Below are 24,808 nucleotides of genomic sequence, written 5' to 3'. Positions count from 1 at the left end.
GTTACGCTGCGCCGAGCATGGGGCCGAAGCTGGGACGGTCAGCGAGCCGCGGGTCGTCCCGGTCCGGAACCACCAGCACCGGACCCTTGGCATGGTGAAGGATTCCGTCCGACGTCGAGCCCAGCAGCATTCCGGTGAAGCCGCCGCGGCCGCGCGTTCCCACCACCACCAGTTCCACGTGCCGGCTGGCTTCAACCAGCACGTCGATGGGGGAACCGTCCACGATGCGGGTCTCCACGGTCAGCTTGGGATAGTGGCTCTTCAGCCAGGCCACACCGGCGTCGAGCTGAACACGGATGTCGGCAAACAGGGCCTCCCGGTCCATGGGTGCGGGGACCCACGCCAGTGAGCCGCTGTACTGCGGCACGGCGCACACAACGCGAAGCGGCGCTCCGAGCCGGAGGGCCTGGTCCGCGGCCTCCAGGACGGCAATCCGGGCCTGCTCGGAACCGTCAACGCCCACCACAACAACGTGTTCCACCGGCTGGTGGCCGGACTTGGCCTGTTCGGCCTTGACGTGCTTGTCGTCCGTGGTCTCGCCCAGGCGGTCCGCGCAGATCAACGGCACGGTGACCGTGGGGCACTTCGCATGTGCCGGCAGGGCGCTGCTGACCGAGCCAAGGAGCCTGCCTACGAAGCCGCCCCGGCCGCGGGTGCCGAACACCAGCAGCTCTGCGGTTTCGGACATCTCCAGCAACACACCCGAGGCGTCGCCGTTCTCCACGGAGGCGTCAACGTCGATGTCGTAAGGGGCCACCTTGTCCAGGGCCTGCTTGAGGATGGCCTCCGCACCTTCGCGGATCACCGAGTCGTCTACGGTGGCATAGCCGCCGTCCAGGCCGGACGCTGCAAAGATCGGCACGGAGTATGCGGTCACGATATGCAGGGGGCGATGCCGGCGCTCAGCTTCCCGGGCGGCCCAGACGAGGGCGCACTGGCTGTGGTCGGAACCGTCCACACCCACCACAATCCCCTCGGGGGCGGCAGAACCGCCGTCGTCATCCCTTGACGGGTGCACCTGATCTCGGTCCATGGGGTCCGCCTCCTCGCGATACTGCCTGATGTTGCCGCTATTCTGCCAGAAGTGGCCGTCCGCCGCGTGAACCGGGAACCGCAACCTGCTTTTGGCTGAAAATCCGCTCTTTTAGCCCACTATTCTCGGTTGCCGGACAGTAAGCAAGCACCCCAAAAGGGTGCTCAAGCGGCTTCCGGAGAGGCTGCATACGCCTAAGCCAACTCCCACTTTTTACTCCCCGGAAACATAGAGATCCCACCTCCGATGAGCCAAATAACAAGTGTGAGATTGTTGGGGTAGCCAATGTCCGGCAAAGGCTATCCAGCGCTCCAAAAGTTCTGTATTGTCGAGGCGTTGCGAAACTGAGATATGTGTTTCAGAACACATTTACAGCTTTATGCGCGACGGCCGGACTTTGGGGGTTACGGAACGTGCAGGGGAACGAGGCCTGCACAGTGAACCATTCGAGGAGGAACGAGCAGTGTCGAGCATGCCAATTTATGGTGGGACCGAGCAGACCACTACGGTGATCATCGGCTCAGGGCTTCCGGGCCTGGCGATCGCCAGCGAGCTTCGGCGGCGCGGCGTGGACTCCATCACCGTGGATGCGCTCGAAACCCTGGGCGGAATCCAGTCCGCCAATACCGTGTCCCTGCCGCGCTGTGACGCGCCGAACTCAGCCACCTTGCAGGAGCGGAACGAAATCCTGCGGCACCTCAGGAACTACGCCAGCAGCCACAAGCTGGACATCCGCAACAACACCCGCGCCGTCCAATTGAACCTGCTGGGCACCGGCCTCTCCGAGCCTCCCGTGCACCAGTGGGCCGTCCACACGCCGGACGGCATCCTGCTGGCCCACCACATTGTCCTGACCCGGGGCGCACACAGCCAGCTGCGCCGTATGCTCGCGGACCTGGGGCTGGCGCTGGGGCAGAACCTGGTGGCCGCCATGCGGGCCATCGGAATGTACCTCGTGGGCGTCGGGGAACTCATCACTCCCACGCCCAAGGAAGTGCTCCGCCAGGCAAAGGTTGTGGGGCAGGCGATTTCCGCCAAGGTCTATCCGGAAAGTGTCCCGTCAGTGCTCACGGGAAGCTTTGCCGCGCTGCCGGCCCCGGCGTTGCTGAACTGACCGGGTTTCCCGCCCGCTCACGGCCCCGGCTGCCCGGCCCCCGACTGCGCGTCCTGATCTACTGCTCCCCGGCGGCGTCGTCCGCCCCGTTGTCAGTGGACTTGAGGTTTCGCTTCGCCAGAACGCCCAGCGCCACGAGGATGCCCAAAGCCGTTCCGGCGAAAAGCACCAGGCTCCAGGGGAACGGCGCCGACGCGTCAGGCGCCGGCTCAGGCGCGGTGGTGGTGCCAGGCTGCGCGGTGCCGGCCGTGGGGACCTCCCCCGCCGTCGTCGAACTGCCCGGCGTCGAGGCGGTGGCGCCGGAACCCGGCGCAGCGGCAGTGGCGGTGAAGGTGAAGGTGCCTTCGATCGGGTGCGAATCGGAGCTGACCACACGCCACACCACAGTGAACTCTCCGGCCGGGGCGCCGGGCCGGAGCTTCTGCGACGCCACGTTGTCCACAATCTCCACCGGACCCTCCGCCCAGTTGGTGCCCGCCGCATCCTTCACCTGGAACTGTGAACCGAGGGCCAGCGGGTCCCTGTTGAAAGTCACGGAAACCTTCTCCGGCGGAGTGGCCACGGTGGAACCCTGGGCCGGGCTGCTGGACTCGGCGGCGTCGTGGGCGGAGGCGGGGGCAGCTGCGGCCAGCACGGCGGCCGTGAAAAACAGTGCCCCTATGAGGGCGCTCAGCAGGTGGCGGATGGAACGCATGCGGGGCTACTCCTGTGTGTTGGCTTCCTTACAGACTAGGCGAAATCGCAGGGTCGCAACCCGGCAACCTACTAGGATTCAAGTAATCCCCAACACTCTCCCCCGGAGGACTAATGCTTAAGCAGGGCTCTGCACTGGACCGGTACTTCAAGATTTCCGAACGGGGGTCAAACTACTCCCGCGAGATCCGGGGAGGCTTTGCCACCTTCTTCGCCATGAGCTACATCGTGGTGCTGAATCCCCTGATCCTTTCCGGCCCCGACTCCAGCGGCGCAACCCTGGGCTTCCCGGCAGTCGCCGCCGTCACTGCTTTTGCCGCCGGCATCCTGACCATCCTCATGGGCGCCTGGGCCCGGCACCCGTTCGCCATGGCCACAGGGCTGGGCGTCAACGCCTTCGTGGCCGTCACGGTGGCAACGAACCCGGGCCTGACCTGGCCGGACATGATGGGCCTGGTTGTCCTCTCCGGCGTCACCATGCTGATCCTGGTCCTCACCGGTTTCCGGACCGCCGTGTTCAAGGCTGTTCCGGACGGCCTCAAGACGGCCATCGTGGTGGGCATCGGCCTGTTCATCGCCCTGATCGGGCTGGTCAACGCCGGCTTCGTGCGCCGCATCCCGGATGCCGCCGGCACCACGGTCCCGGTGGGCCTCGGCTTCGACGGCAAGCTGCTGGGCTGGCCCACCCTGGTGTTCGTCTTCGGACTCATCCTGACCATCGGCCTGCTGGTCCGCAAGGTCAAAGGCGCCATCCTCATCGGCATCATCGCCTCCACCATCCTGTCCGTCATCCTTGAATTCACCCTGCACATCGGCCCGAGCTTCGACGGCAAAAACTTCAACCCGCAGGGCTGGTCCCTGGTGGCACCGAAATTCACCGAATGGGCTGCACCCGACCTGTCACTGATCGGCAAGGCCAACCCGATCGGTGCGTTCGAGCACCTCGGCTTCGTAGCCGCGACGCTGCTGGCCTTCGTGATCCTGCTCAGCATCTTCTTCGACGCCATGGGCACCATGGTGGGCCTGGCCAACGAAGCCGGCACCGTGGACAAGGACGGCAACATCCCGGACGTGGACCGCGTGCTGCAGGTGGATGCCCTCGGCGCGATCGTGGGCGGCGGCGCGTCCGTTTCCTCCAACCAGATCTACGTGGAATCAGGCGCAGGCATCGGCGAGGGCGCACGCACGGGCCTGGCTTCGATCGTCACCGGCCTGCTGTTCCTGGTGGCCATGTTCTTCACGCCGCTGATCAACCTGGTCCCGTTCGAGGCCGTGGCTCCCGCCCTCGTGGTGGTGGGCTTCATGATGGTTTCGCAGGTGGGCAAGATCGACTGGCAGGACTGGGGCATCGCGATTCCCGCGTTCCTGACCTTCACCCTGATGCCGTTCACCTACTCAATCGCCAACGGCCTGGGCGCCGGCTTCATCGCGTACGTGCTGATCCGCACATTCCAGGGCCGCGTGCGCGATATCCACCCCCTGATGTGGGCCGTTGCGGCCGCGTTCCTTCTGTTCTTCGGCATCGGGCCGATCGAGCAGGCACTCGGCATCCACTAAGCCACTTCATCCCCCTTCCCGCCGAGATGGCACTTCGCCTCGAAATCATTGCCGCGAAGTGCCATCTCGGCGGCGTTTAAGCGTGGTGTCCGGGATTCGGGACAGTCCGACGGCGCCGGGGCTGGTTTTCGGGGCTCCGCTGCGGTGAGCTTGGAGTATGCCTCACAGAGCCCTCACAGTCGATATCCCGCCGCTCACGTGGAGGGGCCGTTTCGACGGCGACGGCGCCGAGCACCGCCGCTGGTGGCAGGCGGTCGCCCCGTATCGCCACGAAACTGCCGCCCTGCAGCCGGAAAGCCATGCGCCCGGCCACCGCCCCGCCGTCATTCTCGGTTTCAGCAGCGATGCGGGAGTGCTGCGCAACAAGGGCCGAGTGGGCGCCGCCGCGGCCCCCGGCGCCATCCGCGCCGCCTTGGGGCCCCTCGCCTTCCACCTCCCCCGCGACGTGTTCGACGCCGGCGATGTGACCGTCAAGGACAACGCGCTGGAGGCTGGCCAGGCCCGTGCCGGGCTGGCTGTTTCCGAAATGCTCGACGCCGGCAACCTCACCGTGCTGCTGGGCGGCGGCCATGAGACCGCGTTCGCCAGCTACCTTGGCGTGGCCGGATCCGAAGCCGTACGCGGCGGGAAGCGCCTGGGCGTGCTGAATCTGGACGCTCACTTCGATCTCCGCGAGGCACCCGAGCCGTCCTCGGGCACGCCTTTCCTGCAGATGGCCAGGGCGGAGGAAGCCGCCGAACGCACACTGAACTACGCCGTCGTCGGGATCTCCGAGCCAAACAACACCCCCGTGCTCTTCAAGACCGCCGAACGGCTGGGCGTGAAGTACCTCCTGGACGAGGACTGCACGGCGGAAGCCACCCGGAAGTTCGTGGCCGATTTCCTGGACACCGTGGACGTGCTCTACCTGACCATCGACCTGGACGTGCTGCCCGCCGCCGTGGCCCCCGGGGTCAGCGCACCGGCTGCGTTCGGGGTGCCCCTGCCCGTGATCAGCTCGGTGTGCCGCCAGGTGGCTGCCAGCGGGAAACTGCTGCACCTGGACGTGGCAGAGCTGAACCCGAAGTTCGACATCGACCAGCACACGGCCAAGGTGGCCGCACGGCTGGTCAACACGCTGCTGGGCTAGGCCTGTCGCCTGCCGTCAGTCCCGGAAGGTGACCACGGCGGTGGCCCACGGTCCCAGCGTTACCGCCAGAACCCCGTTCTCCGGTGATGATGCCTCCGCTGGCGCCGCCTGCGCCCGGGCGCCGGAGGCTGCCCCGATGACCGTGACCTCGGCCGCCCCCGAAGCGGCTCCGTGCGGAAGCGCGAGGTGGGCTGTGGCCTCACGGGGGCTGAGGTTGCCGACGAACAGTTGCAGGCCGGCGGCCGACTGCACCGGGTAGACCGTTAAGGGGCTCTTTCCGGCTGGCCTTTGTGACGGCACGGGGGTAGCGGCCAGCACCGGATCCGCTTTGGACGCAGCGAGCCTCTGCAGCAGCTCGCCTGCCGGGTTGAGTGTGCCGTCTGCTGCGGTGATGCCGCGTGGCGGCCCGGCTTCGAAGTAGGTCACGGAGGCGACGCCGTCAACGGTGAGGGCAGCGAGGCTGGCGAGGGCCCAGGCGGCGGTGAAGCTGTGGTCCTGGAGCTCGTCCCCCTCGGCCTCCTGGTCCGGGGCGTGAAACCTTGGTTTCAGCGTGACGGGTCCGACGTGCACGGGACGCCCGTCGCCGAGCTTCAGGGCGTTGGCGGCGGCGAGCCGCTGGACGGGGACAGTCTCCACAATGTGGGGAACTTCCGTACTGTGGACCTGCGGCGCCAGGCTGAACGTCAGTGCGTCGGCGTCCTGCGGAACGGGGCTGCCGTTACTGCTGCCGGCAATCCAGCGGTTGAGTTCGGTGAAATGTGAGCGGGTGCCGGCCAGAAGCTGACCGTTGAAGCCTGCGTCGTCCAGCGATGCCTTCAGCGCGCCAAAAGCCGCCGGGTCAGTGCACTGCGTCCCGGGGTGGAACAGGGACAGACGGACGACCCGGGACAGCGATCCGCCCAAGGCGGTGCTGAGAACCTCCGCAACGCCCTCGGCTGATTCGGACACGACGCGCACGTCCAGTGCAGCGCCGTGGCGGTCCGCCTCCCGTGTTGCGGCGGCAAGCTTGCCGGGCCACAGTTCCCGGGGCTCGAACAGTTCCACCAGGACGGCGTCGAGGCCGGACAGCTGTGGTCCTCCGCCGGCGTTCCCGAAGCCCCCGGCGGCGGTTTCCACAGTGTCCACGGAAATCGCCAGCGGCGGAACGGTGCCGGACGGCTCGCCCACCGTGAACGCCGCCGGTTCGTGGCTTTCGCTGAGGGGGTTGTCCGGCGTCTCGATGCTGAGGGCTTCGATGCTGACCGACTGGTTCACGGTGTCCTCCGCGGCAACGTCCACCGGGATGGGCAGCGCGGACGGGGTGCTGTACGTCTTAAAGGAACCGTCGCTCCAGTTCCGCTGGTCCTCGGTCTCGAAGACGTCGCCGGAGAAGCCAAGGTCAAAGGCCGTCCCGGCGTCGGCCCATTCCAGCGAGGAAATGTCCTTGAAAACCAGGTCCGGCCTGATATCCGTGGGGAAGGCTCCGCTGGTAACGGTGCCGTCCGGGGAGACCACGTTGACATCCCGTCCGGCTTCGCTGGTGGGATGGAGGACAACCAGTCCGATCCGGTTGCGCCGGAAGGCCGTTTTCGCCCGGCCGGAGAAGGATACTTCGACCGTGGCCGGGGTGATCCGGAGCGTCAGCATGCCTTCGTACGCAGGGACTGTGCCGGGTGCGGTAGTGCCGGGTGCCGCCGAGCCGGGTGCTGCGTAGTCAACGTGGATTCGGAGGCTGGTGCCGTCGTCGTCCTTCAGTTCCTCAACATCCCGGACCGACGGCGCAAAGGTGCGCCATTCGTGGTCCCGCACCACCGCCTTGATGGCACGGAGGACGGGGCGACCCCCGTAGCTGATGTTGGCCAGTTCGTCCCCGATCAGCTCCGCCGTCCAGACGCCCACTGCGAGCTTGCGGATCTGCGGATCAAGGCGCTGTTCGAGCGCCGGTCGCCGGTCGGAAACCGCCGGGGCGGACAGTGTTGCGGAGTGCTCGGTAGACACGGGAGGCTGCTCTCTGGTGGCTGGTGACTGCGCCCAGCTGACCCCGGGCCGGTCCTGTGGACTTGACGATATCGGATGAGGCGCGGGGGCTCAATGGCCGTCCGCCAGAGCATCCTGAGCGGCTACCGAGCGGCGTCGTAGCCGGCAAGCAGGCGACGGGACGCGGTGTCCATGTGCGACGCCATGGCATCGGTCACTGCGGTGGCGTCGTGAGACTCCAGGGCCGTAAAAATGGCCCGGTGCTCCGCGAGCGCTTGCTGGACGCCGTCAAACGCTAGGCGAGTGGCCCTTCCCGCGCACTGCGGCTGCACTCCGGCTTCCGGTAGCCGGGCTTAAAACAGGCTGCCCCTCCGGGCTTCGGTGAACCCGAAACCCGGAGGGGCAGATGCCAGACATCCTACGTATTTTGACATCGCCAGTAGAATGGACTGAGGCCAACCGGCACATAGTTTAGAGAAAGTCCTGCAATGAGCTCAGCCACCATGGAATCCCAGACCACGGACATTCGGTCCATCCACCTGACCTTTGCGACCGCCGAAGAGGTCCACGACGGCCTGGACAACGCCGTCAAGGAACTCATCGAAGCTGCCGTCGAGGACGGCAACTGCGGCATCCGCGTCACCCGCCACGAGCCGGGCGCATTCACCGTGGCCTTGGACGAGTCCGTCCCCTTCGGTGAAACCTACGAGGACATCGCCGCCTAACTCCGCGGTTTGGATGCTGGCCCCGCGTCCTGGACTTATGTCCTCCGGACCTGGACGCCGTCCGATTTCATGAAGAGCTGGGTTTCCGGCGGGCCCGAAGGCACCAGCCAAAGCACGTTTCCACTCACGGAAATTTCCTCGACTTCACCCGCGGCCACAACATGCGCATGCTTGAGGATTTCGACCCGCTCGCCTGCTTTGAGGGTTCTCCAGTCGGAAACCGTGGCGGCAAATGCCGCCCGCCTGGACAGAACCGTCCCCCGTGCTTTCATTGAACTTCTACCCCTTTGTATATGTTCTTTTGCCACAACATCTTTGGTGTGGGCTTCATCACTACATCTTTAGTTCTACTACAATTCCCGGGCCCCCGCCTGTTGTGTCGCGCAGTATTTCGGGGGCGCCGGGAAATTGTCATTTTCGGTGCATAATATTCACTTTTACGCCAGAATTCCGACGGCGGATTCGGCTGCCGCGCGTACCTCGCCGGAGGCGACGAGCCGGTCCGCGGCCTCCAGTTCCGGCGACAGGAACCTGTCCGTTCCCGGCCCTCCCACCACGTTGCGGAGCGCCGCAATGACCGCGGTTCCGGCCGGCCCCGGGGTCAGTTTTCCCCCGGATAGCTGCGTCCGCATGTCAATGGCCCGCGCCGAAGTGACCAGCTCGATAGCCAGGACGCGGCGCAGGTTCTCCACGGCTTTGCGGAGTTTCCGGGCAGCATGCCAGCCCATGGACACGTGGTCTTCCTGCATGGCCGAGCTGGGGATGGAGTCCACCGACGCCGGGACCGCGAGCCGCTTGTTGTCCGAGACCAGCCCGGCCTGTGTGTACTGCGCGATCATCAGGCCGGAGTCGACGCCGGGGTCCGCAGCCAGGAAGGCCGGCAAGCCGTGTGAACGCGCCGGGTCCAGCATGCGGTCGGTCCGGCGTTCGGCAATGGAACTCAAATCCGCCACGGTAATTGCCAGGAAATCCAAAACGTAGGCCACAGGGGCGCCGTGGAAATTGCCGTTGGAACTCACGCGGCCGTCCGGCAGGACAACGGGATTGTCGATGGCGGCGGCGAGTTCGCGCGAGGCGACCAGTGCTGCATGGTCCACGGTGTCGCGGACGGCGCCGGCCACTTGGGGTGCGCAGCGCAGCGAGTAGGCATCCTGGACCTTGGTGTCGTTGATCCGGTGCGATGCCACGATCGGCGAGTTGGAAAGCACACGCAGCATGTTGTCCGCGGACGCAGCCTGGCCCGGGTGCGGGCGGAGCGCCGCGTGCAGTTCGGGCAGGAACACCTGGTCGGTGCCGAGCAGCGCCTCGACGCTGAGCGCGGCGGTGATGTCCGCCGTCGTGAGCAGCTGGCGGATGTCCGCGATGGCCATCAGCAGCATGCCCAGCATGCCTTCGGTGCCGTTGACCAGAGCCAGCCCTTCCTTCTCGGCGAGGACGACGGGTTCGATCCCGTGCTCGGCCAGTAGTTCGGCGACAGGCTTTTGACCCTTGTTCCCGTACAGCGTGCCGTCCGGACCTTCTGCTTCGCCTTCGCCCATGAGGACCAGGGCGCAGTGGGACAGCGGCGCGAGGTCTCCTGAGCAGCCGAGCGAGCCGAACTCGCGGACCACCGGGGTGATGCCGGCGTTGAGCACGTCCACCATGGTCTGCAGCACCACGGGGCGGACCCCTGTCCGGCCGGAGGCGAGGGTCTTGGCCCGCAGGAACATGATGCACCGGACCACCTCGCGTTCCACGGCCGGCCCCATGCCGGCGGCGTGGCTGCGGATCAGCGACTTCTGCAGCTGGGTGCGCAGTTCGTTGGGGATGTGCCGGTTGGCCAGCGCGCCGAAACCGGTGGAGATGCCGTAGGCCGGGACCTCGCTGTGGGCGAGGTCGTCGATGTGGGCGCGGACCTTGGCTACCGTGTCGAGGGCTTCCTGGGAGATGGTCACCTTGGCGTCGTGGCGGGCGACCGCGACGACGTCCTCGGGGGTGACGCCGCTGGAGCCGAGGGTGACGGTCAGCGGTTCGTGGGTGGTGAGAGTCATTGGGTGTTCCTACTTTTCGTTCATGGGGATGCGGACGCCGCGTTCCTTGGCGACCTCGACGGCGCGGTCGTAGCCGGCGTCGGCGTGGCGGATGACGCCCATGCCGGGGTCGTTGGTGAGCAGGCGTTCGAGCTTTTCCGCGGCGAGGTCGGTGCCGTCCGCGACGGAGACCTGCCCGGCGTGGATGGAGCGGCCGATGCCGACGCCGCCGCCGTGGTGGATGGAGACCCAGGTGGCGCCGGAGGCGGTGTTGAGCAGGGCGTTGAGCAGCGGCCAGTCGGCGATCGCGTCGGAGCCGTCGGCCATGGCCTCGGTCTCGCGGTACGGGGAGGCGACGGAGCCGGAGTCGAGGTGGTCACGGCCGATCACGATGGGCGCCTTGACCTTGCCTTCCTTGACGAGCTGGTTGAACAGCAGGCCGGCCTTGGCACGTTCACCGTAGCCCAGCCAGCAGATGCGGGCCGGCAGGCCTTCGAACTCGACCCGCTCCTGGGCGGCGTCGATCCAGCGGTGCAGGTGCTTGTTCTCCGGGAACAGTTCCTTGATGGCCTCATCGGTGACGCGGATATCTTCGGGGTCACCGGAGAGGGCCACCCAGCGGAACGGGCCAAGTCCTTCGCAGAACAACGGACGGATGTAGGCCGGGACGAAGCCGGGGAATTCGAAGGCGCGGTTGTAGCCGCCCTTGCGGGCCTCGTCGCGGATGGAGTTGCCGTAGTCGAAGACCTCGGCGCCGGCATCCTGGAACTCCACCATGGCCTGGACGTGCTTGGCCATCGAGGCCTGGGCCTTCTTGGTGAAGCCTTCGGGGTCGGCCGCGGCCTCGCGGTGCCATTCCTCCACCGTGATGCCTTCGGGCAGGTAGCTCAGCGGATCGTGCGCGGAGGTCTGGTCCGTGACGATGTCCACGGTGAGCTCGCCGGCGTTGTGGCGGCGCAGGATCTCCGGGAAGACCTCGGCCGCGTTGCCGACGTAGCCCACGGACCAGCCGCGGCGCTCTTCCTTGGCCTTGAGCACCTTGGCGATCGCGGCGTCGAGGTCCGTTTCCACCTCGTCAAGGTAGCGTTTGCCGGCGCGGCGGCGCAGGCGGGTCTCATCGACGTCGACAATCAGGCAGGCGCCCTCGTTCAGGGTGACGGCGAGGGGCTGGGCGCCGCCCATGCCGCCGCAGCCGCCCGTGAGGGTCAGCGTGCCGGCGAGGGTGCCGTTCTCGTCCCCTGTGAGTTTGCGGGCGATCGCGGCGAAGGTTTCAAAGGTGCCCTGCAGGATGCCCTGGGTGCCGATGTAGATCCAGGAGCCGGCGGTCATCTGGCCGTACATCATGAGGCCCTCGGCCTCGAGGCGGCGGAATTCGGGCCAGTTGGCCCAGTCGCCGACGAGGTTAGAGTTGGCCAGGAGCACGCGCGGCGCCCATTCGTTGGTGCGGAAGACACCTACCGGCTTGCCGGACTGAACCAGCAGGGTCTCGTCCTTTTCCATGGTTTCCAGGGTGCGGGTGATGGCGTCGAACGCGGCCCAGCTGCGGACCGCGCGGCCGGTGCCGCCGTAGACCACCAGGTCGTCAGGGCGCTCGGCCACCTCAGGGTCCAGGTTGTTCATGAGCATGCGCAGCGGGGCTTCCGTCTGCCAGCTCTTGGCGGTGAGCTCGGTGCCGCGGGCTGCTTTGACCGGGCGGGCACCGGTGGTGAAATCGGCGGGTGCCATGGGGGCGCTCCTTCGTTGTTTCGGGTGGTTCGGGGGAAGAGGTTCTGTATCAACTAAAGCCTGTCGGCGGGCGCGGAAACAGGGCTTTCGGAAGGGTGCTGTCCGGTATTCCAGACGCGCGCCCCGTGCCCGAGTGGCTGGCAACTAGCGTCGCGGAAAGCGCGGTTGACGACGTTAACGGCGAGCTGGTTGGGCCGGGCTGCGGACTAGCCTCGCGGACTAGCTCGCGGGGCGGCCGTGGATGCGGACGGAGAGTTCGTCCGCCACTTTCCGGACGCGGGCAGCGAGGGCCGGCCATTGGTCCGCCGGCAGTTTGTCCTCGAGGAACGTGACGGCGACTGCCGCCGTCGGCCATCCCACGTGGTCCGTGACTGCGGCGGCAATCGAGCCGAACCCTGGCGTAACCTCGCCGTGTTCGGTGGCATAGCCGCGCTGCCTGACCTGATCCAGGTGCGAGGAAAGCGCCGAATACTTCATGATGGCGCCCTCCACGTCGTGCCGGGCCGTGAAGGCGGCGGCATTCGGGTACAGCGCACGGACCTGCGACTTGGGCAGTGCCGCGAGGATGGCCCGCCCGCTGGCCGTGAGGTGGCTGGGCAGCCTGACGCCGACGTCGGTCACCAGGGACGGCCTGTTCTTGGCGCGTTCCTCCACGATGTACAGCACATCGCGGCCGTGCAGCACTGCCAGGTGAGCGCTTTCCCCCACCACGTCCACCAGCGAGGCGAGCATCGGCCGGCCGATCCGGGACAGCGGCTCCTGCCGCGAATACGCGGAGCTGAGTTCGAAGGCGCTGATGCCCAGCCCGTACCGCTGTTCCTCATGCAGGTGCATCACGAAGCCGTTGGCCTCCATGACGCCGAGCAGGTGGTAGACGCTTGAGCGCGGCAACCCCAGGGCCGTGGCTATGTTCGACGCCGCCATCGGCCCGCGCTTGGAGGCCAGGAGTTTGAGAATACGCAAAGTATTTTCCGCCGCCGGGACTTTCGACGACACCTTCGCGGGCGCCTTTGCCGCTGTCCGTGCGGGCGCTTCGCCGTCCGCCATGTTTCCTCCATCGTTCGCGCCGGATCAAAGGGTGTCCGGTATCCCGTACTTAAGCGTGTTCCCTGCGCGACACCGCATACGGCAATCGAACCACTTTGCCGTCCGGGATACCAGACATGCGTGAGGGCGAGGACCGGCCAGGGACCGGCCTGGGACCGGCCGGGGGACTTCCGCCCCTATGCCACTTCTCCCGCCCGGTGCTTCGATGGAGTCCACGCACTGTTGCGAGGAGGCCACGATGGTCTGGATTGCCGGGCTCTTCCTGGTTGCCCACGGCTTGATCCACCTCGCCATCTGGCTGCCGAAGGCCGATCCTAAGGCACCCTTCGACGCCGGCCACTCCCCCTTCGCCGGCAATGTCAGGCACACTGCGGCCGCCATGGCCGTTGCGGCCGCAGTTGTGTTGGCGGCCGGCGGCCTCGGACTCATTGGCGGGGCATCCTGGTGGCCGCCAGCAACCATCACCGGGGCAGCCCTCTCAACCGCGCGGCTCCTGCTGACCTTCAACAAGTGGTGGCTCATTGCCCTCGGCATCAACGCCGCCATCATTGTGCTGAGCGTCCAGCAGAATGCCTAGGAACGCAGCCATGACCAAACCGCTGGCAGGAAAAGTCGCGCTGGTGGCCGGGGCCACGCGGGGCGCCGGTCGGGGCACCGCCGTCGCCCTCGGCGAAACGGGCGCCACCGTGTACTGCACCGGACGCAGCGCCGGAGGCCGCAGGTCCGACTACAACCGGCCGGAGACCCTCGAGGAAACGGCCGTGCAGGTCAATGCCGCCGGAGGAGTCGGCATTCCCGTAGCGGTGGATCACCTGGACCCGGCGGCCGTACAGTCGCTCGTGCAGCGTATCGATGACGAACACGGACGCCTGGACATTCTGGTCAACGACATCTGGGGCGGGGAAAAACTCATCGAATGGGACGCTCCGGTGTGGGCCCACCACCTGAATTCCGGCCTGCTGATGCTGCACACTGCCGTCGATACGCACCTGATCACCAGCCATTTCGCGCTCCCGCTGCTCATCCGGAACCCCGGCGGCCTGGTGGTGGAAATGACCGACGGCACCCGCGAGTACAACGCCGGGCACTACCGGGTGTCGACGTTCTACGACCTCGCCAAGAACGCGGTGCTGCGGCTCGCTTTCAGCCAGGCGGAGGAACTCAAGCAGTTCGGCTGCACCGCCGTGGCCCTCACGCCGGGCTGGATGCGCTCCGAAATGATGCTGGAGCACTTCGGCGTCACCGAAGAGAACTGGCGGGATGCTGCGGCCGTCCAGCCCCATTTCGCCGCTATCTCCGAAAGCCCGCGCTTTGTGGGCCGCGCCGTTGCGGCGTTGGCGGCGGACCCGAACGTGCATGGTCGCACCGGTGGCTCGTTCTCGTCCGGAGGCCTGGCGCTGGAGTACGGCTTCACCGATATCGACGGTTCACGGCCGGACTGCTGGCGCTATCTGGTTGAGGTCCAGGAAGCGGGGCGCCCGGCGGACGCCAGCGGCTACCGCTGACGTCCGCCGCGTAGCTTGCCCGTTTGGCGGGCTCCGGCGCGGCAGTACCCCTGCCGACGTTGGCCAGCGCCACCGGCGCCCGCATCGTTGTGGCCGCCGCGCGCTGCACGTATCGGGACGCCGTGCCGGCGTCGGGCGGAAAGCTCACCACGGACGACGTCGGAGCGTTGGTCACGTTGGCCTGCCAGGTCGAGGACCACGCGTCCTTTTCAGCCTGGGCCGCGGCTTCTGCAACCGCAGTGGCTGCGGGGGAACTTACCCGAGGTTTCCGTCGAGAAACCTAGGGCGCCGCATATGAGTCCATCGCCCAACGCTCTTCAAGACAAAGGAGACCGGCCGCACTCTCCCATGCAGCACTCCCCGGTGCGGCACTCTCCTGTGCAGCCGCGCAGGAGTCGTAGGCCAGGAAGAGCTCCCAGTCCTTGAAAGGGTCCTCGGCTAGCAGATGGTCCGTCAGATCGACTTCGGGTGGCGGTTCGTCCAAGTAGTCGGGCATGCCTGAACACAGCGCGCCCGGCTCCAATGTGCCCGGGTCGGGTCTGCCCGGGTCGGGGTCGCCTGGATCACGACTGGTGGCCATGGCCAGGATCTCGGCTAGCCAGAGGGGTGGTTCCCAGTCTGGTTGTTCGCTGGCGTAGTGGCGGCCCATGGGTGAAGTCCAGCCGGGCGGTTCATGGGTTCCGGCGCCGGCGGGTGTCCACGCAGTGCCGTGTTTGAGTCGGTGGTGTTTGCGGCACGGTTGGCCGAGGTTGCTGATCCCCGTGGGCCCGCCTTCATCCCAGGCGAGGAGGTGGTCTGCATCATTGTCCAGTGACTGGTTGTTACAGCCGGGGAACGGACATTTCCCGTCCCGCAGCCGCAGCCACTGCCGCAGCGCTTTGGGGATGCGGTAGCTCGTCCGGCCGATCTCCAACGGCGCACCATCACGGGGGTCAGTCAGCACCCTCAGGAACGACGAAGCCCCTTCGGCGACCAGGGCTCGCCCCATGGACGGCGGGACCGGCCCGTACCCATCCAGCATGGCAGGTTCCTCGGTCAGTCCCAGCAGCGAAAGCGCTGGAACGGTAATGAGAACCTGCGCTGCAGGGGAAGGCAACTCTCCAGCCGCTGAGTTGGCTGCAGTTTCGAGGCCTGAAGTGAGGAGCCAGGTCGCGGCGACGTCGGCGCGGAGCTGGGTAAGGGTCCTGGCCTCGTCAGCTCCCTGGAGGGATCTTGCAGCTGTGGTGATGCGGTCCCAGACGCCCGCTGCCTGGCTGGCGGGCAGGTACGCGGAGAGCCAGGCCATGCCGTCGCGATCCGGCGTGTATTGCACCCGGCGGTCGGCGGCGCTGCGACTATGGCGTTTTTCGATGCTGACCGGGTGGTGCCGTTCCCGCCACGTACGGGCCTTCGCCCGGAACCGGGCCGGGACTAGGCCGCCGACAGGACAGCCGCGCGCAGCGGAAGGCGCATCCGGGTCCAGGAAGTGTGCCTCTAGTCCGGCAGCCCCCGCTTCGTCGAGGTTGTCGGTTTCGTCCACCATCACCCGGGCATGCTGCCAGGAAATGCTGCCGGACTGCAGCGCGGACAACGTCAGCGGCAGCGTGGTGGTTAGTGCATGGGCTTCCGCCAGGAGGGCACCGGCGGTGCGTTCGCTGACGGTCAGGACACACGCCACCTCAGCGGTCACGGCCATGTCCTGCACGGTGTGTTCCTGCGGGGACAGGGCGGGCGGCGCCATGGCTCTGGCAGCACGGGCGTATCCAGCAGCGAGGTGCACTTTCAGGGCTGCCATCCCGGCTTCCACCCGCGCCGCCGCAGCCAGCCCGTCCAGGCACGCATCCGCCTGCTCCCGAAGGGGGTCGTCACCGGTGGAGCCCGGGTTGCCCGCCCCGCGGCCGACACAAGCGGCCAGCACAGCGATGGATGCCTCAACGGCCTCCATCGTCTCCACAGCTGCACTGCTTTCCATATCCAAAGCATCCCAGGAGGCACCGACATTTCTTGATGGCGCCGCTCATGGCGCCTCCGCGGGCCCCCCTGTCCGTTCGGGCCAGGCGAGACACTCCCGGCCCCGGCCGTTGGCAAAGATCCCGGAGGTTCAACAAACAGTCTGAAATGAAAGACACCAAACCTCCGTGAGGCTCATCACGTAGGGCGCGAAAATGGTCTGCTGGATAGCGATCCCCCTCCCAATGACGAGAAGGTATTCGCATGCAACAAGCTCCAACAGCAGCCAAAGCGGCGGCTCCCGAAAACACCACCACGGCCCCCGGCACCGCCGGAGGCACTGTCCGCGCCGCTGCGGGCACCGCCGTCGACGCCGTCCTGAACCGCGGACTCAACGTTCGCCACATCCGCTTCATGGCCCTGGGGTCGGCCATCGGCACGGGCCTGTTCTACGGCTCAGCCTCCGCCATCCAGAAGGCCGGCCCGGCGGTCCTCCTGGCTTACATGATCGGCGGCGCCGCCGTGTTCATGGTGATGCGGGCACTCGGCGAGATGGCCGTGCGGCACCCCGTATCCGGCTCCTTCGGCCAGTACGCCAGCCGTTATCTCGGCCCCCTGGCCGGGTTCGTGACCGGGTGGACGTATGTGTTTGAAATGGCGATCGTGGCCATCGCCGATGTCACGGCCTTCAGTATCTACATGGGTTTCTGGTTTCCGGACGTGGAGAGGTGGATCTGGGTCCTGGCCATCATCTTCTTCCTGGCCGCCCTGAACCTGCTCAGCGTCAAGGTGTTCGGGGAGCTGGAGTTCTGGTTCTCGCTGATCAAGGTCGTGGCCATCATCGCCATGATCGCCGGCGGTGCAGCCATCATCATCTTCGGCTTCCAGGCAGGCGGGGCCACCGTCGCACCGGGGATCGGCAACCTGGTGGAGCACGGGGGCCTGTTCCCCAACGGCTTCGAAGGGCTCCTGGCCTCGTTCGCCGTCGTGATGTTCGCCTTTGGCGGGATCGAGACCATCGGCGTCACCGCCGGTGAAGCGGCCGACCCCAAAAACGTCATTCCCAAGGCGGTCAACACCGTGCCCGTGCGGGTGCTGCTGTTCTACGTGCTGACCCTCGCCGTACTGATGAGCCTGTTCCCCTGGAACGAGGTGGGCACCAACGGCAGCCCCTTCGTCCAGATCTTCAGCGGCCTCGGCATTCCCGCCGCCCCGCACATCCTCAACGCCGTGGTCATTACTGCTGCCTTGTCCGCCATCAACAGCGACATATTCGGTGCGGGCCGCATCCTTTTCGGACTGGCCCGGCAGGGCCACGCACCAGCCAGCTTCGGCAAGGTCTCGCGCAACGGTGTGCCGTGGATGACTGTTGTGATGATGGCTGTCGTCCTGCTGGTGGGCGTGGTCCTGAACGCCGTCATGCCGGAGGACGTGTTCCTGCTGATCGCCTCAATCGCAACCTTCGCCACCGTCTGGGTGTGGGTCATGATCTTGGCATCCCATGTGGCCATGAAACGGGAGATCGCCCGCAAGGGGCTGCCGGCGTCGGAATTCCCGTCTCCCTGGTGGCCCGCGGCCTCCGTCCTGACCATCGCATTCATGGCGGTGGTGATCGCGATCCTGGGTGCGTTCGAAGACTCCCGTGTTGCCCTCTACGTGGGCGCGGTGTGGCTGGGCGTGCTGGTGCTGGCCTACCGGGTTTGGGTCCGCGGCCATGGCCGCGCCCGTGCCGAACTGGTGGATGAGACGGCGCCGAGCCACGCGGAACCGGGCAAGTAGTCCCTAAAAAATTCCGAGTGTTGGACGGTACAGAAGGGGTAGGAGTTACGCATGCGACGCGTGGGGTTTGGCCTTTAGGTTAGACAGCAGGCGCAGGCCGGACTATCGAACCTTCTGCTGCAGCTTCCGGACCGCCTGCACGTCCTGCCGGTCCAGGCACTGCAAAGGAGTGGTTTTGATGAAGGATCTTCCAGCTTCCCGGCCTACCCTCCCCCGTGACAGGCGCCGCTTGATCTCCTGGCTCAGCGACGCTGCGGAGAAAGTGCGTACGGCCACCGTGCCTTTCAAGATCGGCGACGTTGTGCTCGGGGACGACCCGTTCAACGGCCGCAGGCTGGGCGTGGTGGCCGTGATCCGCGGCTCGTCGCTGGGCCTGCGGACGGCCGCTGACGCCCACCCCGATTTGGTGCCCGAGGTGATCTACTACGACTACCGCCAGGTGAGGACGCCGGAGTAGATCACCAGGAGTGGACGTCGGCCCAGGATTTCGGGGCGGGCGGCCGGTTCCCGGCCGCCCGCCGGCGCTAGAATCAGTCATGGTTCCGCTTAGCAATCTGCTGACATTTGCTGTGGCAGCCTCCGTCCTGATCGCCGTCCCCGGGCCCAGCGTGCTGTTCGTCATCGGACGCAGCCTGGCCCTGGGCCGCAAGGGCGGTCTGCTGAGCGTCCTGGGAAACGCGCTCGGAATGGTTCCGCAGATCGCTGCGGTGGCGCTCGGTGTGGGTGTTGCGCTGGCACAGTCAGTACTCCTGTTCACCATCGTCAAATTCGCCGGTGCCGCCTACCTCGTGTTCCTCGGTATCCAGGCCATCAGGCACCAGGGGAGAAGTACGACGGCGGCCGATCCCTCCCGCTCCGCCTCCACTTTCCGTGTCCTCCGGCAAGGATTCATCGTGGGCGCCACCAACCCAAAGTCACTGGTGTTCTTCGTTGCGGTGCTGCCCCAGTTCGTGGAGTACTCCGCTGGCGGGATCCCGCTGCAGCTGGCCAGCCTCGGGGCCGTGTTCCTGCTGATCGCGCTGGTGTCGGACAGCATCTGGGCGCTGGCAGCGGGCACGGCCCGCCAGTGGTTCGCCCGCTCTCCCAAGCGCATTTCCACACTGAGCACCACAGGAGGAGCAATGATGATCGCCCTCGGAGGCACCCTCGCCTTGACAGGCACAAAGCACTAGTTAGGGCCGCCCGCAGTTGGAAGCGAGCGGCATCGGGCATGTGGAAGCGTGCGTCTAAGCGAGGAACGAGCGAGCACGCGGAACATGTCCGGGCCGCCCGCAACTGCGGGCGGCAGCAAACTACCGCGCCGACCAGCCGCCGTCCATGGTGTAGCTGGCTCCAGTGACCATGCCGGCGTCGTTCGAGGCGAGCCAGGCGACCAGAGATGCGACCTCCTCCGGCTCCACCAGCCGCTTGATGGCGGACTCGGTGAGCATGATCTTGGCCAGCACCTCGGATTCGGGGATGCCGTGGACCTTGGCCTGGTCGGCGATCTGCGACTCCACCAGGGGCGTGCGCACGTAGCCGGGGTTGATGCAGTTGGACGTGACCCCGTGAGCCCCGCCCTCCAGCGCCGTCACCTTACTCAGCCCTTCAAGACCGTGCTTGGCGGAAACGTAGGCGCTCTTGAACGGGGAGGCCCGGAGCCCGTGCACCGACGAGAGGTTGATGATCCGGCCGAAGTTGTTCGCATACATGTGTGGCAGCGCCGCCCGGATCAGCAGGAAGGGCGCCTCCAGCATGAGGGTGATGAGCCGGCGGAAATCAGCCGGATCGAAGTCCTCAATAGGGCTGATGCGCTGGATTCCGGCGTTGTTGACCAGGATGTCGCAGTCCAGGCTGGTGGTTGCCAGGGCATCCACGTCCAGCAGGTCCACCGCCCAGACCGTACCGCCGACTTCATCGGCGAGTGCTGCCGCAGCGGCCTCGTCCACGTCCGCGATCACCACTTTGGCGCCCCGTGCGGCCAGGGCCCTCACACTGGCTGCGCCGATCCCGCCGGCTCCTCCGGTGACCAGTGCCTTGCGGCCGTTCAGCGTGTGTTCCATAACCAGCCTTCCTGTTCAAATGATTCAACGGGCCAGCCGGCTCCAGCAGGGCTGGAGCCGGCCACAATCCAGTAGCTCAACGTGCGGCTGCTACCGCCAGGCCTTCGCGCTCGGCGTCGGCCCGGTCAACTTCCTCGAGGGCAATGCCCTTGGTTTCCCTGAGGCTCAACACTGCCACCGTGGTGATGGCACACGCCACCACCAGGTAGATGGCGGTGGGGACCCACGATCCGGTGTCCTTGAGCCACTGCGTGGCCAGGAGCGGCGCCAGCGAACCGGCGAAGATCGAGGTGACCTGCGAGCCCAGCGACACACCTGCGTAGCGCATCCGGGTGGGGAAGAGCTCCGCCATGAGGGCCGGCTGGCCCGCGTACATGAACGCGTGCAGGCACAGGCCGATGGTCACTGCCAGGACGATGACCACGGCGTTCTTGGTGTCGAACATGGGGAAAGCGAAGAACGGCCAGGTGGCACCGGTGATGGCGCCCACCAGGTACACGGGCTTCCGCCCCCAGCTGTCCACGAGCCGTCCCACCTGCGGGATGACCAGGAAGTGGATGAGGTGGGCGATCAGCAGTGCCAGCAGGAGCGAGGACGTGTCGTATTTGTGGACGCTCTTGAGGTACACGATCGCGAAGCTGACCACGAGGTAGTACATGATGTTTTCCGCGAACCGGAGGCCCATGGCCTGCAGGATGCCCTTGGGGTACTTGCGGATGACCTCGCCGACGCCGAAGCTGACGGCCTGCTCCTGCTCCAACCGGGCTTTCGCTTCGAGGAAGATGGGCGACTCGGAGACGTTGGTGCGGATGTAATAGCCCACGAACACGATCACCGCGGAGAGCCAGAACGCCACGCGCCAGCCCCAGCTGAGGAAGTCGGCGCTGCTGAGGACGTTGGACATGATGAACAGGACCAGGGTGGCCAGCAGGTTGCCTACGGGAACGGCGGACTGGGGCCAGCTGGACCAGAATCCGCGGGACTCGTTGGGGCTGTGCTCGGCGACGAGCAGCACGGCGCCGCCCCATTCGCCGCCCAGCGCGAAGCCCTGGATGAAGCGCAGGAACACCAGGAGTGCCGGGGCAAGGTAGCCGATCTCAGCGAAGCCTGGGAGGCAGCCCATGAGGAAGGTGGACACACCGATGATCACGATGGTGAGCTGAAGGGTGGGTTTGCGGCCCAGCTTGTCTCCGATCTGGCCGAAGACGATGCCGCCGAGCGGGCGGGCCACGAAGCCGACCGCGTAGGTGATGAAGGCCTGGATGATGCCGTCCAGCTCATTGCCGGTGGCCGGGAAGAAGTACTTTCCGAACACCAGGGTTGCTGCAGTGGCGTAGAGGAAGAATTCGTACCATTCCACTACGGTGCCAACCATGGAGGCTGCGACGATTTTCTTCAGGCCGGCGCCCTTTGGGGCGGAAGCGGCCGGTGTTGCAGAGCGTTGTTCTACGCTCATGTTGGTTCTCCTTAGTGTCCACGGTGACACGCGCTGTGATCCACAGCACTGAATGGGCTCAGATGAGTATTGCCGCAGAAACTCCGCGATTCAATGGCCAAACCGGCACTCGTTGTGTGCAGAATTGCAGATATGGAAGCTAATCCTGATGACCTCCTCGTCCTGCTGGCCGTCTCGCGGTCAGCCAAATTCACGACGGCGGCGCAGGCCCTGGGCTTGAACCACACCACCGTTTCGCGCCGGATAGCAGCACTGGAGAAAACGCTGGGCGGCCGCGTCCTCTCCCGCGCCGCCGGCGCCTGGGAACTCACGGAACTGGGCGCAGAGGCCGTGATGGTGGCCGAGCAGGTGGAGAAGGCCGTGCGCAGCCTGGGCAAGCCCGGCCAGGCGCCCGACCCCATCACGGGAGTTGTCCGCATGACGGCCACGGACGGCTTCAGCGCCTACGTCGCCGCGCCGGCGGTGGCGAAACTGCGGCGCAAGCATCCGGGACTCAGCGTGGAGATCGTAACCGTCACCCGCAGGGCCCTGCAGCAGCGCTCCGGGCTGGACATCGAGGTGGTGGTGGGCGAGCCCCAGGTGCACCGCGCCGAGGCCTTCAAACTGGGCGAATACGTGCTGGGCATGTACGCCTCCCGGGCTTACCTTGCCGAAAACGGGACACCGGCAACGGTGGAGGAGCTGACGGAACATCCGCTGGTCTACTTCGTGGACTCCATGCTTCAAGTGGACGACCTCGACGCCCCGCGCAGGCTCGTCCCGGCCATGAAGGACGGACTGAGCTCCACCAACGTGTTTGTCCATGTCGAAGCGACCCGCGCCGGTGCGGGCATCGGCTTCCTGCCCTGCTTCATGGGCGACCTGCACCCGGACCTGGTCCGGTTGCTTCCGGATGCTTTCTCCGAGCGGCTCCCCTACTGGATGGTGCTGCGGCCCGACTCCATGCGGCGGCCGGCTGTGGCGGCGGTGGTGCAGGCGCTGCGGGACCAGACAGTGGAGCACCGGGAACACCTGCTAGGCAGGAGCTAGGGCCTATGTTCATGACCCCCGGCACGGCGTAGTGTCAGAAGCAGGAGATGTCGGAGAGCCTTCGCTGGTGTGAGCGCGTCGAATCTGTGGATGTCCACCATCGTGGCTGCGGGCGACCAAGAGTCCGCCGCTCTTGCCCGGCCCCAAGGGCCCGGCTTTCTAGGATCGAGGCCGTCATGGCTCCCGGCACAGGCGACGCTCCGAGTCCTGAGCAGCTCCAGGACCTGCTGCTGGAAAGCCCGGGTTTCGCGGAGTTCCTCCTGGGCCTGACCACTATTTCGGCCTCCCGCCTGGGCGGACTGAACCCCATGCTGTGCGCCATCACGGTAGAGCGCGACGGCAGCCCCGCAACGGTGGCCAGCAGCGACAACGAGGCGCTGCGGATGGACGAGAAGCAGTACGCCTACGACGACGGTCCGTGCCTGACAGCCCTCCGGCAACAGCACACGGTCCTGGTCCCGGACCTGGGAAATGACAGCCGGTGGGAGAATTACGCCCGGGCCGTTTCGGGAGAAGGCATCCGTTCCGTCCTGGCGGTCCCCATCCGCACCGACCCCGGCGCCGCTGCTGCCCTGAACTGCTATGCCCGGAGCACCGACGCTTTCGACGCCGCCACCATCGCCTCCGTCGAGGAGCACACGGATTCCATTTCCCGGATCCTCCGCCTCGCGCTCCGGGTCCATCCTGCGGAGATCTATCCGGAGCACCTCCGGTCAGCCCTCAAATCGCGGGCTGTCATCGACGCCGCCGTTTCGCTGATCATGGTCCAGAACCGCAGCAGCAGGGACCAGGCCATGGAACTGCTGCACCTGGCCGCTCAGGCCAGCGACAGCAAGCTTCACACCATCGCCGCGGACATCCTCTCCGGTGCCGAACTTCCCGGCGGGGGCACAACTCCCGGCGGAGGCATCCGGCAGGAATGAAGGAAGCCCCCGCGCGAGTCAGGGACTCAAGCGCGGAGGCTTCCTGCCCTCCGGTCTTGGGGGAAAGCGGAGAGCTTCCACAAACTTACAACGCCCGTAGGGCCCAAAAGCAAAAAATAGCCCCGAAAGCCGATTCTTGAGGCAACTTTGCGCTTGCCGCGCCCTTTGTTGCACCGGCCTTGCGCGTTTGTTGCGGGAACGGGCCGGATGTCCTAATGCGAGCCCGGCTGCTGGTCCGGCGCGCCGGGCGAATGCGGTGCCGGATCGTGGCGGACGGCTGCGCCGGCGGCAAAAGCACGTACCTTGGCGTCATCCCAGATGTGGGCCGGGACGCCGCCGCCCAGGAGCCTGCGGGCCAGCCGGGGGTCGTCGTCGAACGGCTGGTCGCTGCCGGCCATCACCATGTTGCCGTACCGGCGCCCCTTGAGCATGGCGGGGTCGGCGATGATCAGGGTGTGCTCAAAGACGGCTGCGATGGTGGCGGCGTCCTCGCGCGCGTTCTTCAGGTCCGGAGCGTCCCCGGAATTCACCACGTAGATCCCGCCCGGGGCCAGCACCCGCCTGGCATGCTCGTTGAACTCGGCCGTGGTCAGCGGCCGTGGAGTGAGCGCCCCGGCAAACACATCGCGGATGACCACGTCGCGGGTCTGGGGCGTGAGCGACTCGGTGACCTCACGCGCTTCGCCCACACGCAGCCGCAGCAGCGGGGCCTTGGGCAGGTCGAACCAGCCTCGGACGTACTCCGCCAGCTTTCCGTCCAGCTCCACTACCACCTGGCGGGCTTCCGGGTACGCGGCATGGAAGTAGCGCGCCAGCGAGCACGCACCTCCGCCCAGGTGGAGCGCCCGCAGCTTCGGCCTGCCCTCCCGGGGCCACCGGGATTCGACCAGCGCGGACATCCACCGCATGTATTCAAAATCAAGGAAGAGCGGATCCGCCAGGTCGATGTGCGAGCTCATGACGCCGTTGATGCGCAGGAGCCAGCCGTTCGAATTGTCCTGGTCCGCGATCAGCTCGCAGTCCCCGGTGTCGATGTAGTACACGCCCTCAACCGGACCGTTTGGGCGGGTTCCCTTGGGCACTTCCACTACTCCCGGCGTCGAACGTTCAGCGTTCCTGCCGGCAGACCGGCCCTTACGTGCCATCTAGCCGGCCAC

Annotated in this window: 24 protein-coding genes; 12 read left to right on the top strand and 12 right to left on the bottom strand. The window is 66.5% G+C overall.

Going from position 1 to position 24,808, the window contains the following annotated elements; translation table 11 throughout:
* Position 1: 1 nt before the first annotated feature.
* Positions 2–1,033, bottom strand: coding sequence for a universal stress protein (locus ARTH_RS01960; RefSeq protein WP_011690254.1), 1,032 nt, complete (start codon positions 1,031–1,033; stop codon positions 2–4).
* Positions 1,034–1,505: 472 nt separating this feature from the next.
* Between ARTH_RS01960 and ARTH_RS01955 the strand changes: the two genes are divergently transcribed.
* A complete protein-coding gene (locus tag ARTH_RS01955; RefSeq protein WP_043429272.1) occupies positions 1,506–2,147 on the top strand; it encodes an NAD(P)-binding protein in 642 nt (213 codons plus the stop codon).
* Positions 2,148–2,205: 58 nt separating this feature from the next.
* Here ARTH_RS01955 and ARTH_RS01950 read toward each other — a convergent pair whose 3' ends face one another.
* On the bottom strand, positions 2,206–2,841 hold the full coding sequence (locus tag ARTH_RS01950; protein WP_011690252.1) for a copper resistance CopC family protein: 636 nt from the start codon (positions 2,839–2,841) through the stop codon (positions 2,206–2,208).
* A 113-nt stretch (positions 2,842–2,954) separates the two neighbouring features.
* Between ARTH_RS01950 and ARTH_RS01945 the strand changes: the two genes are divergently transcribed.
* Positions 2,955–4,397: an NCS2 family permease gene (locus ARTH_RS01945; protein WP_011690251.1), complete on the top strand. Its 1,443-nt coding sequence runs from the start codon at positions 2,955–2,957 to the stop codon at positions 4,395–4,397.
* 157 nt (positions 4,398–4,554) lie between these two features.
* Entirely contained in the window at positions 4,555–5,526 is a 972-nt protein-coding gene (gene hutG, locus ARTH_RS01940) for a formimidoylglutamase (RefSeq protein ID WP_011690250.1), read from the top strand.
* Between the two features lie 15 nt (positions 5,527–5,541).
* Here the strand turns inward: hutG and ARTH_RS01935 are convergent, their stop codons facing one another.
* Together ARTH_RS01935 and ARTH_RS01930 are read right to left on the bottom strand one after the other, a co-directional pair.
* Positions 5,542–7,503: a hypothetical protein gene (locus tag ARTH_RS01935; protein ID WP_011690249.1), complete on the bottom strand. Its 1,962-nt coding sequence runs from the start codon at positions 7,501–7,503 to the stop codon at positions 5,542–5,544.
* A 122-nt stretch (positions 7,504–7,625) separates the two neighbouring features.
* Positions 7,626–7,814 carry an FCD domain-containing protein gene (locus ARTH_RS01930; protein ID WP_043429269.1) on the bottom strand — a complete coding sequence of 63 codons (189 nt, stop codon included), beginning with the start codon at positions 7,812–7,814 and terminating at the stop codon, positions 7,626–7,628.
* A gap of 156 nt (positions 7,815–7,970) precedes the next feature.
* On the opposite strand from ARTH_RS01930, the gene ARTH_RS01925 reads away from it, so the two are divergent.
* Positions 7,971–8,207, top strand: coding sequence for a hypothetical protein (locus tag ARTH_RS01925; RefSeq protein WP_011690248.1), 237 nt, complete (start codon positions 7,971–7,973; stop codon positions 8,205–8,207).
* 35 nt (positions 8,208–8,242) lie between these two features.
* Here the strand turns inward: ARTH_RS01925 and ARTH_RS01920 are convergent, their stop codons facing one another.
* From ARTH_RS01920 to ARTH_RS01905, 4 genes are all read right to left on the bottom strand, one after another.
* Entirely contained in the window at positions 8,243–8,479 is a 237-nt protein-coding gene (locus ARTH_RS01920; RefSeq protein WP_011690247.1) for a hypothetical protein, read from the bottom strand.
* A gap of 165 nt (positions 8,480–8,644) precedes the next feature.
* On the bottom strand, positions 8,645–10,237 hold the full coding sequence (gene hutH / locus ARTH_RS01915; RefSeq protein WP_011690246.1) for a histidine ammonia-lyase: 1,593 nt from the start codon (positions 10,235–10,237) through the stop codon (positions 8,645–8,647).
* Between the two features lie 9 nt (positions 10,238–10,246).
* Positions 10,247–11,941 (bottom strand): urocanate hydratase, encoded by a 1,695-nt coding sequence (hutU, locus tag ARTH_RS01910; RefSeq protein ID WP_011690245.1) that lies wholly within the window; start codon positions 11,939–11,941, stop codon positions 10,247–10,249.
* Positions 11,942–12,160: 219 nt separating this feature from the next.
* Positions 12,161–12,988: an IclR family transcriptional regulator gene (locus ARTH_RS01905; RefSeq protein ID WP_011690244.1), complete on the bottom strand. Its 828-nt coding sequence runs from the start codon at positions 12,986–12,988 to the stop codon at positions 12,161–12,163.
* Positions 12,989–13,226: 238 nt separating this feature from the next.
* On the opposite strand from ARTH_RS01905, the gene ARTH_RS01900 reads away from it, so the two are divergent.
* From ARTH_RS01900 to ARTH_RS01890, 3 genes are read left to right on the top strand one after another with little or no spacing between them, the layout of a single operon-like run.
* The gene (locus ARTH_RS01900) at positions 13,227–13,565 is read left to right on the top strand and encodes a hypothetical protein (protein ID WP_043429268.1); all 339 of its coding nucleotides are present in this window, start codon (positions 13,227–13,229) and stop codon (positions 13,563–13,565) included.
* Positions 13,566–13,575: 10 nt separating this feature from the next.
* Positions 13,576–14,493, top strand: coding sequence for an SDR family oxidoreductase (locus tag ARTH_RS01895; RefSeq protein WP_011690242.1), 918 nt, complete (start codon positions 13,576–13,578; stop codon positions 14,491–14,493).
* Between the two features lie 23 nt (positions 14,494–14,516).
* Entirely contained in the window at positions 14,517–14,777 is a 261-nt protein-coding gene (locus ARTH_RS01890) for a hypothetical protein (protein ID WP_156810599.1), read from the top strand.
* On the opposite strand, the gene ARTH_RS01885 is transcribed toward ARTH_RS01890, so the two are convergent.
* Positions 14,774–16,444, bottom strand: a complete 1,671-nt coding sequence (locus ARTH_RS01885; RefSeq protein ID WP_011690241.1) for an HNH endonuclease signature motif containing protein — start codon at positions 16,442–16,444, stop codon at positions 14,774–14,776. The genes ARTH_RS01890 and ARTH_RS01885 overlap by 4 nt on opposite strands.
* 242 nt (positions 16,445–16,686) lie before the next feature.
* On the opposite strand from ARTH_RS01885, the gene ARTH_RS01880 reads away from it, so the two are divergent.
* From ARTH_RS01880 to ARTH_RS01870, 3 genes are all read left to right on the top strand, one after another.
* Positions 16,687–18,201 carry an amino acid permease gene (locus ARTH_RS01880; RefSeq protein ID WP_011690240.1) on the top strand — a complete coding sequence of 505 codons (1,515 nt, stop codon included), beginning with the start codon at positions 16,687–16,689 and terminating at the stop codon, positions 18,199–18,201.
* A gap of 178 nt (positions 18,202–18,379) precedes the next feature.
* Positions 18,380–18,658 (top strand): hypothetical protein, encoded by a 279-nt coding sequence (locus tag ARTH_RS01875; protein WP_011690239.1) that lies wholly within the window; start codon positions 18,380–18,382, stop codon positions 18,656–18,658.
* Positions 18,659–18,737: 79 nt separating this feature from the next.
* Positions 18,738–19,373 carry a LysE family translocator gene (locus ARTH_RS01870; RefSeq protein ID WP_011690238.1) on the top strand — a complete coding sequence of 212 codons (636 nt, stop codon included), beginning with the start codon at positions 18,738–18,740 and terminating at the stop codon, positions 19,371–19,373.
* Between the two features lie 120 nt (positions 19,374–19,493).
* Here ARTH_RS01870 and ARTH_RS01865 read toward each other — a convergent pair whose 3' ends face one another.
* Both ARTH_RS01865 and ARTH_RS01860 read right to left on the bottom strand, forming a co-directional pair.
* Positions 19,494–20,243, bottom strand: coding sequence for a 3-hydroxybutyrate dehydrogenase (locus ARTH_RS01865; RefSeq protein WP_011690237.1), 750 nt, complete (start codon positions 20,241–20,243; stop codon positions 19,494–19,496).
* A 76-nt stretch (positions 20,244–20,319) separates the two neighbouring features.
* Positions 20,320–21,699 carry an MFS transporter gene (locus tag ARTH_RS01860; RefSeq protein ID WP_011690236.1) on the bottom strand — a complete coding sequence of 460 codons (1,380 nt, stop codon included), beginning with the start codon at positions 21,697–21,699 and terminating at the stop codon, positions 20,320–20,322.
* Positions 21,700–21,831: 132 nt separating this feature from the next.
* Here ARTH_RS01860 and ARTH_RS01855 point away from each other — a divergent pair, with 132 nt between their 5' ends.
* Positions 21,832–22,728, top strand: coding sequence for a LysR family transcriptional regulator (locus ARTH_RS01855; protein ID WP_043429262.1), 897 nt, complete (start codon positions 21,832–21,834; stop codon positions 22,726–22,728).
* A 176-nt stretch (positions 22,729–22,904) separates the two neighbouring features.
* Positions 22,905–23,651, top strand: a complete 747-nt coding sequence (locus ARTH_RS01850) for a GAF and ANTAR domain-containing protein (RefSeq protein WP_011690234.1) — start codon at positions 22,905–22,907, stop codon at positions 23,649–23,651.
* A gap of 212 nt (positions 23,652–23,863) precedes the next feature.
* Here ARTH_RS01850 and ARTH_RS01845 read toward each other — a convergent pair whose 3' ends face one another.
* Positions 23,864–24,796 (bottom strand): spermidine synthase, encoded by a 933-nt coding sequence (locus ARTH_RS01845; RefSeq protein WP_011690233.1) that lies wholly within the window; start codon positions 24,794–24,796, stop codon positions 23,864–23,866.
* Positions 24,797–24,808 lie beyond the last annotated feature (12 nt).

The sequence above is a fragment of the Arthrobacter sp. FB24 genome (assembly GCF_000196235.1).
In the GTDB taxonomy this organism is placed as follows: Bacteria; Actinomycetota; Actinomycetes; order Actinomycetales; family Micrococcaceae; genus Arthrobacter.
This window is presented reverse-complemented; position numbering and strand designations above follow the sequence as displayed.

What these genes read in the sequence shown, in the direction of transcription:
- ARTH_RS01960 (WP_011690254.1), bottom strand. Translation starts at nt 1,033, where the DNA reads ATGGACCGAGATCAGGTGCACCCGTCAAGGGATGACGACGGCGGTTCT.
- ARTH_RS01955 (WP_043429272.1), top strand. Translation starts at nt 1,506, where the DNA reads ATGCCAATTTATGGTGGGACCGAGCAGACCACTACGGTGATCATCGGC.
- ARTH_RS01950 (WP_011690252.1), bottom strand. Translation starts at nt 2,841, where the DNA reads ATGCGTTCCATCCGCCACCTGCTGAGCGCCCTCATAGGGGCACTGTTT.
- ARTH_RS01945 (WP_011690251.1), top strand. Translation starts at nt 2,955, where the DNA reads ATGCTTAAGCAGGGCTCTGCACTGGACCGGTACTTCAAGATTTCCGAA.
- hutG (WP_011690250.1), top strand. Translation starts at nt 4,555, where the DNA reads ATGCCTCACAGAGCCCTCACAGTCGATATCCCGCCGCTCACGTGGAGG.
- ARTH_RS01925 (WP_011690248.1), top strand. Translation starts at nt 7,971, where the DNA reads ATGAGCTCAGCCACCATGGAATCCCAGACCACGGACATTCGGTCCATC.
- ARTH_RS01920 (WP_011690247.1), bottom strand. Translation starts at nt 8,479, where the DNA reads ATGAAAGCACGGGGGACGGTTCTGTCCAGGCGGGCGGCATTTGCCGCC.
- hutH (WP_011690246.1), bottom strand. Translation starts at nt 10,237, where the DNA reads ATGACTCTCACCACCCACGAACCGCTGACCGTCACCCTCGGCTCCAGC.
- hutU (WP_011690245.1), bottom strand. Translation starts at nt 11,941, where the DNA reads ATGGCACCCGCCGATTTCACCACCGGTGCCCGCCCGGTCAAAGCAGCC.
- ARTH_RS01905 (WP_011690244.1), bottom strand. Translation starts at nt 12,988, where the DNA reads ATGGCGGACGGCGAAGCGCCCGCACGGACAGCGGCAAAGGCGCCCGCG.
- ARTH_RS01900 (WP_043429268.1), top strand. Translation starts at nt 13,227, where the DNA reads ATGGTCTGGATTGCCGGGCTCTTCCTGGTTGCCCACGGCTTGATCCAC.
- ARTH_RS01895 (WP_011690242.1), top strand. Translation starts at nt 13,576, where the DNA reads ATGACCAAACCGCTGGCAGGAAAAGTCGCGCTGGTGGCCGGGGCCACG.
- ARTH_RS01885 (WP_011690241.1), bottom strand. Translation starts at nt 16,444, where the DNA reads ATGGAAAGCAGTGCAGCTGTGGAGACGATGGAGGCCGTTGAGGCATCC.
- ARTH_RS01880 (WP_011690240.1), top strand. Translation starts at nt 16,687, where the DNA reads ATGCAACAAGCTCCAACAGCAGCCAAAGCGGCGGCTCCCGAAAACACC.
- ARTH_RS01875 (WP_011690239.1), top strand. Translation starts at nt 18,380, where the DNA reads ATGAAGGATCTTCCAGCTTCCCGGCCTACCCTCCCCCGTGACAGGCGC.
- ARTH_RS01870 (WP_011690238.1), top strand. Translation starts at nt 18,738, where the DNA reads ATGGTTCCGCTTAGCAATCTGCTGACATTTGCTGTGGCAGCCTCCGTC.
- ARTH_RS01865 (WP_011690237.1), bottom strand. Translation starts at nt 20,243, where the DNA reads ATGGAACACACGCTGAACGGCCGCAAGGCACTGGTCACCGGAGGAGCC.
- ARTH_RS01860 (WP_011690236.1), bottom strand. Translation starts at nt 21,699, where the DNA reads ATGAGCGTAGAACAACGCTCTGCAACACCGGCCGCTTCCGCCCCAAAG.
- ARTH_RS01855 (WP_043429262.1), top strand. Translation starts at nt 21,832, where the DNA reads ATGGAAGCTAATCCTGATGACCTCCTCGTCCTGCTGGCCGTCTCGCGG.
- ARTH_RS01850 (WP_011690234.1), top strand. Translation starts at nt 22,905, where the DNA reads ATGGCTCCCGGCACAGGCGACGCTCCGAGTCCTGAGCAGCTCCAGGAC.
- ARTH_RS01845 (WP_011690233.1), bottom strand. Translation starts at nt 24,796, where the DNA reads ATGGCACGTAAGGGCCGGTCTGCCGGCAGGAACGCTGAACGTTCGACG.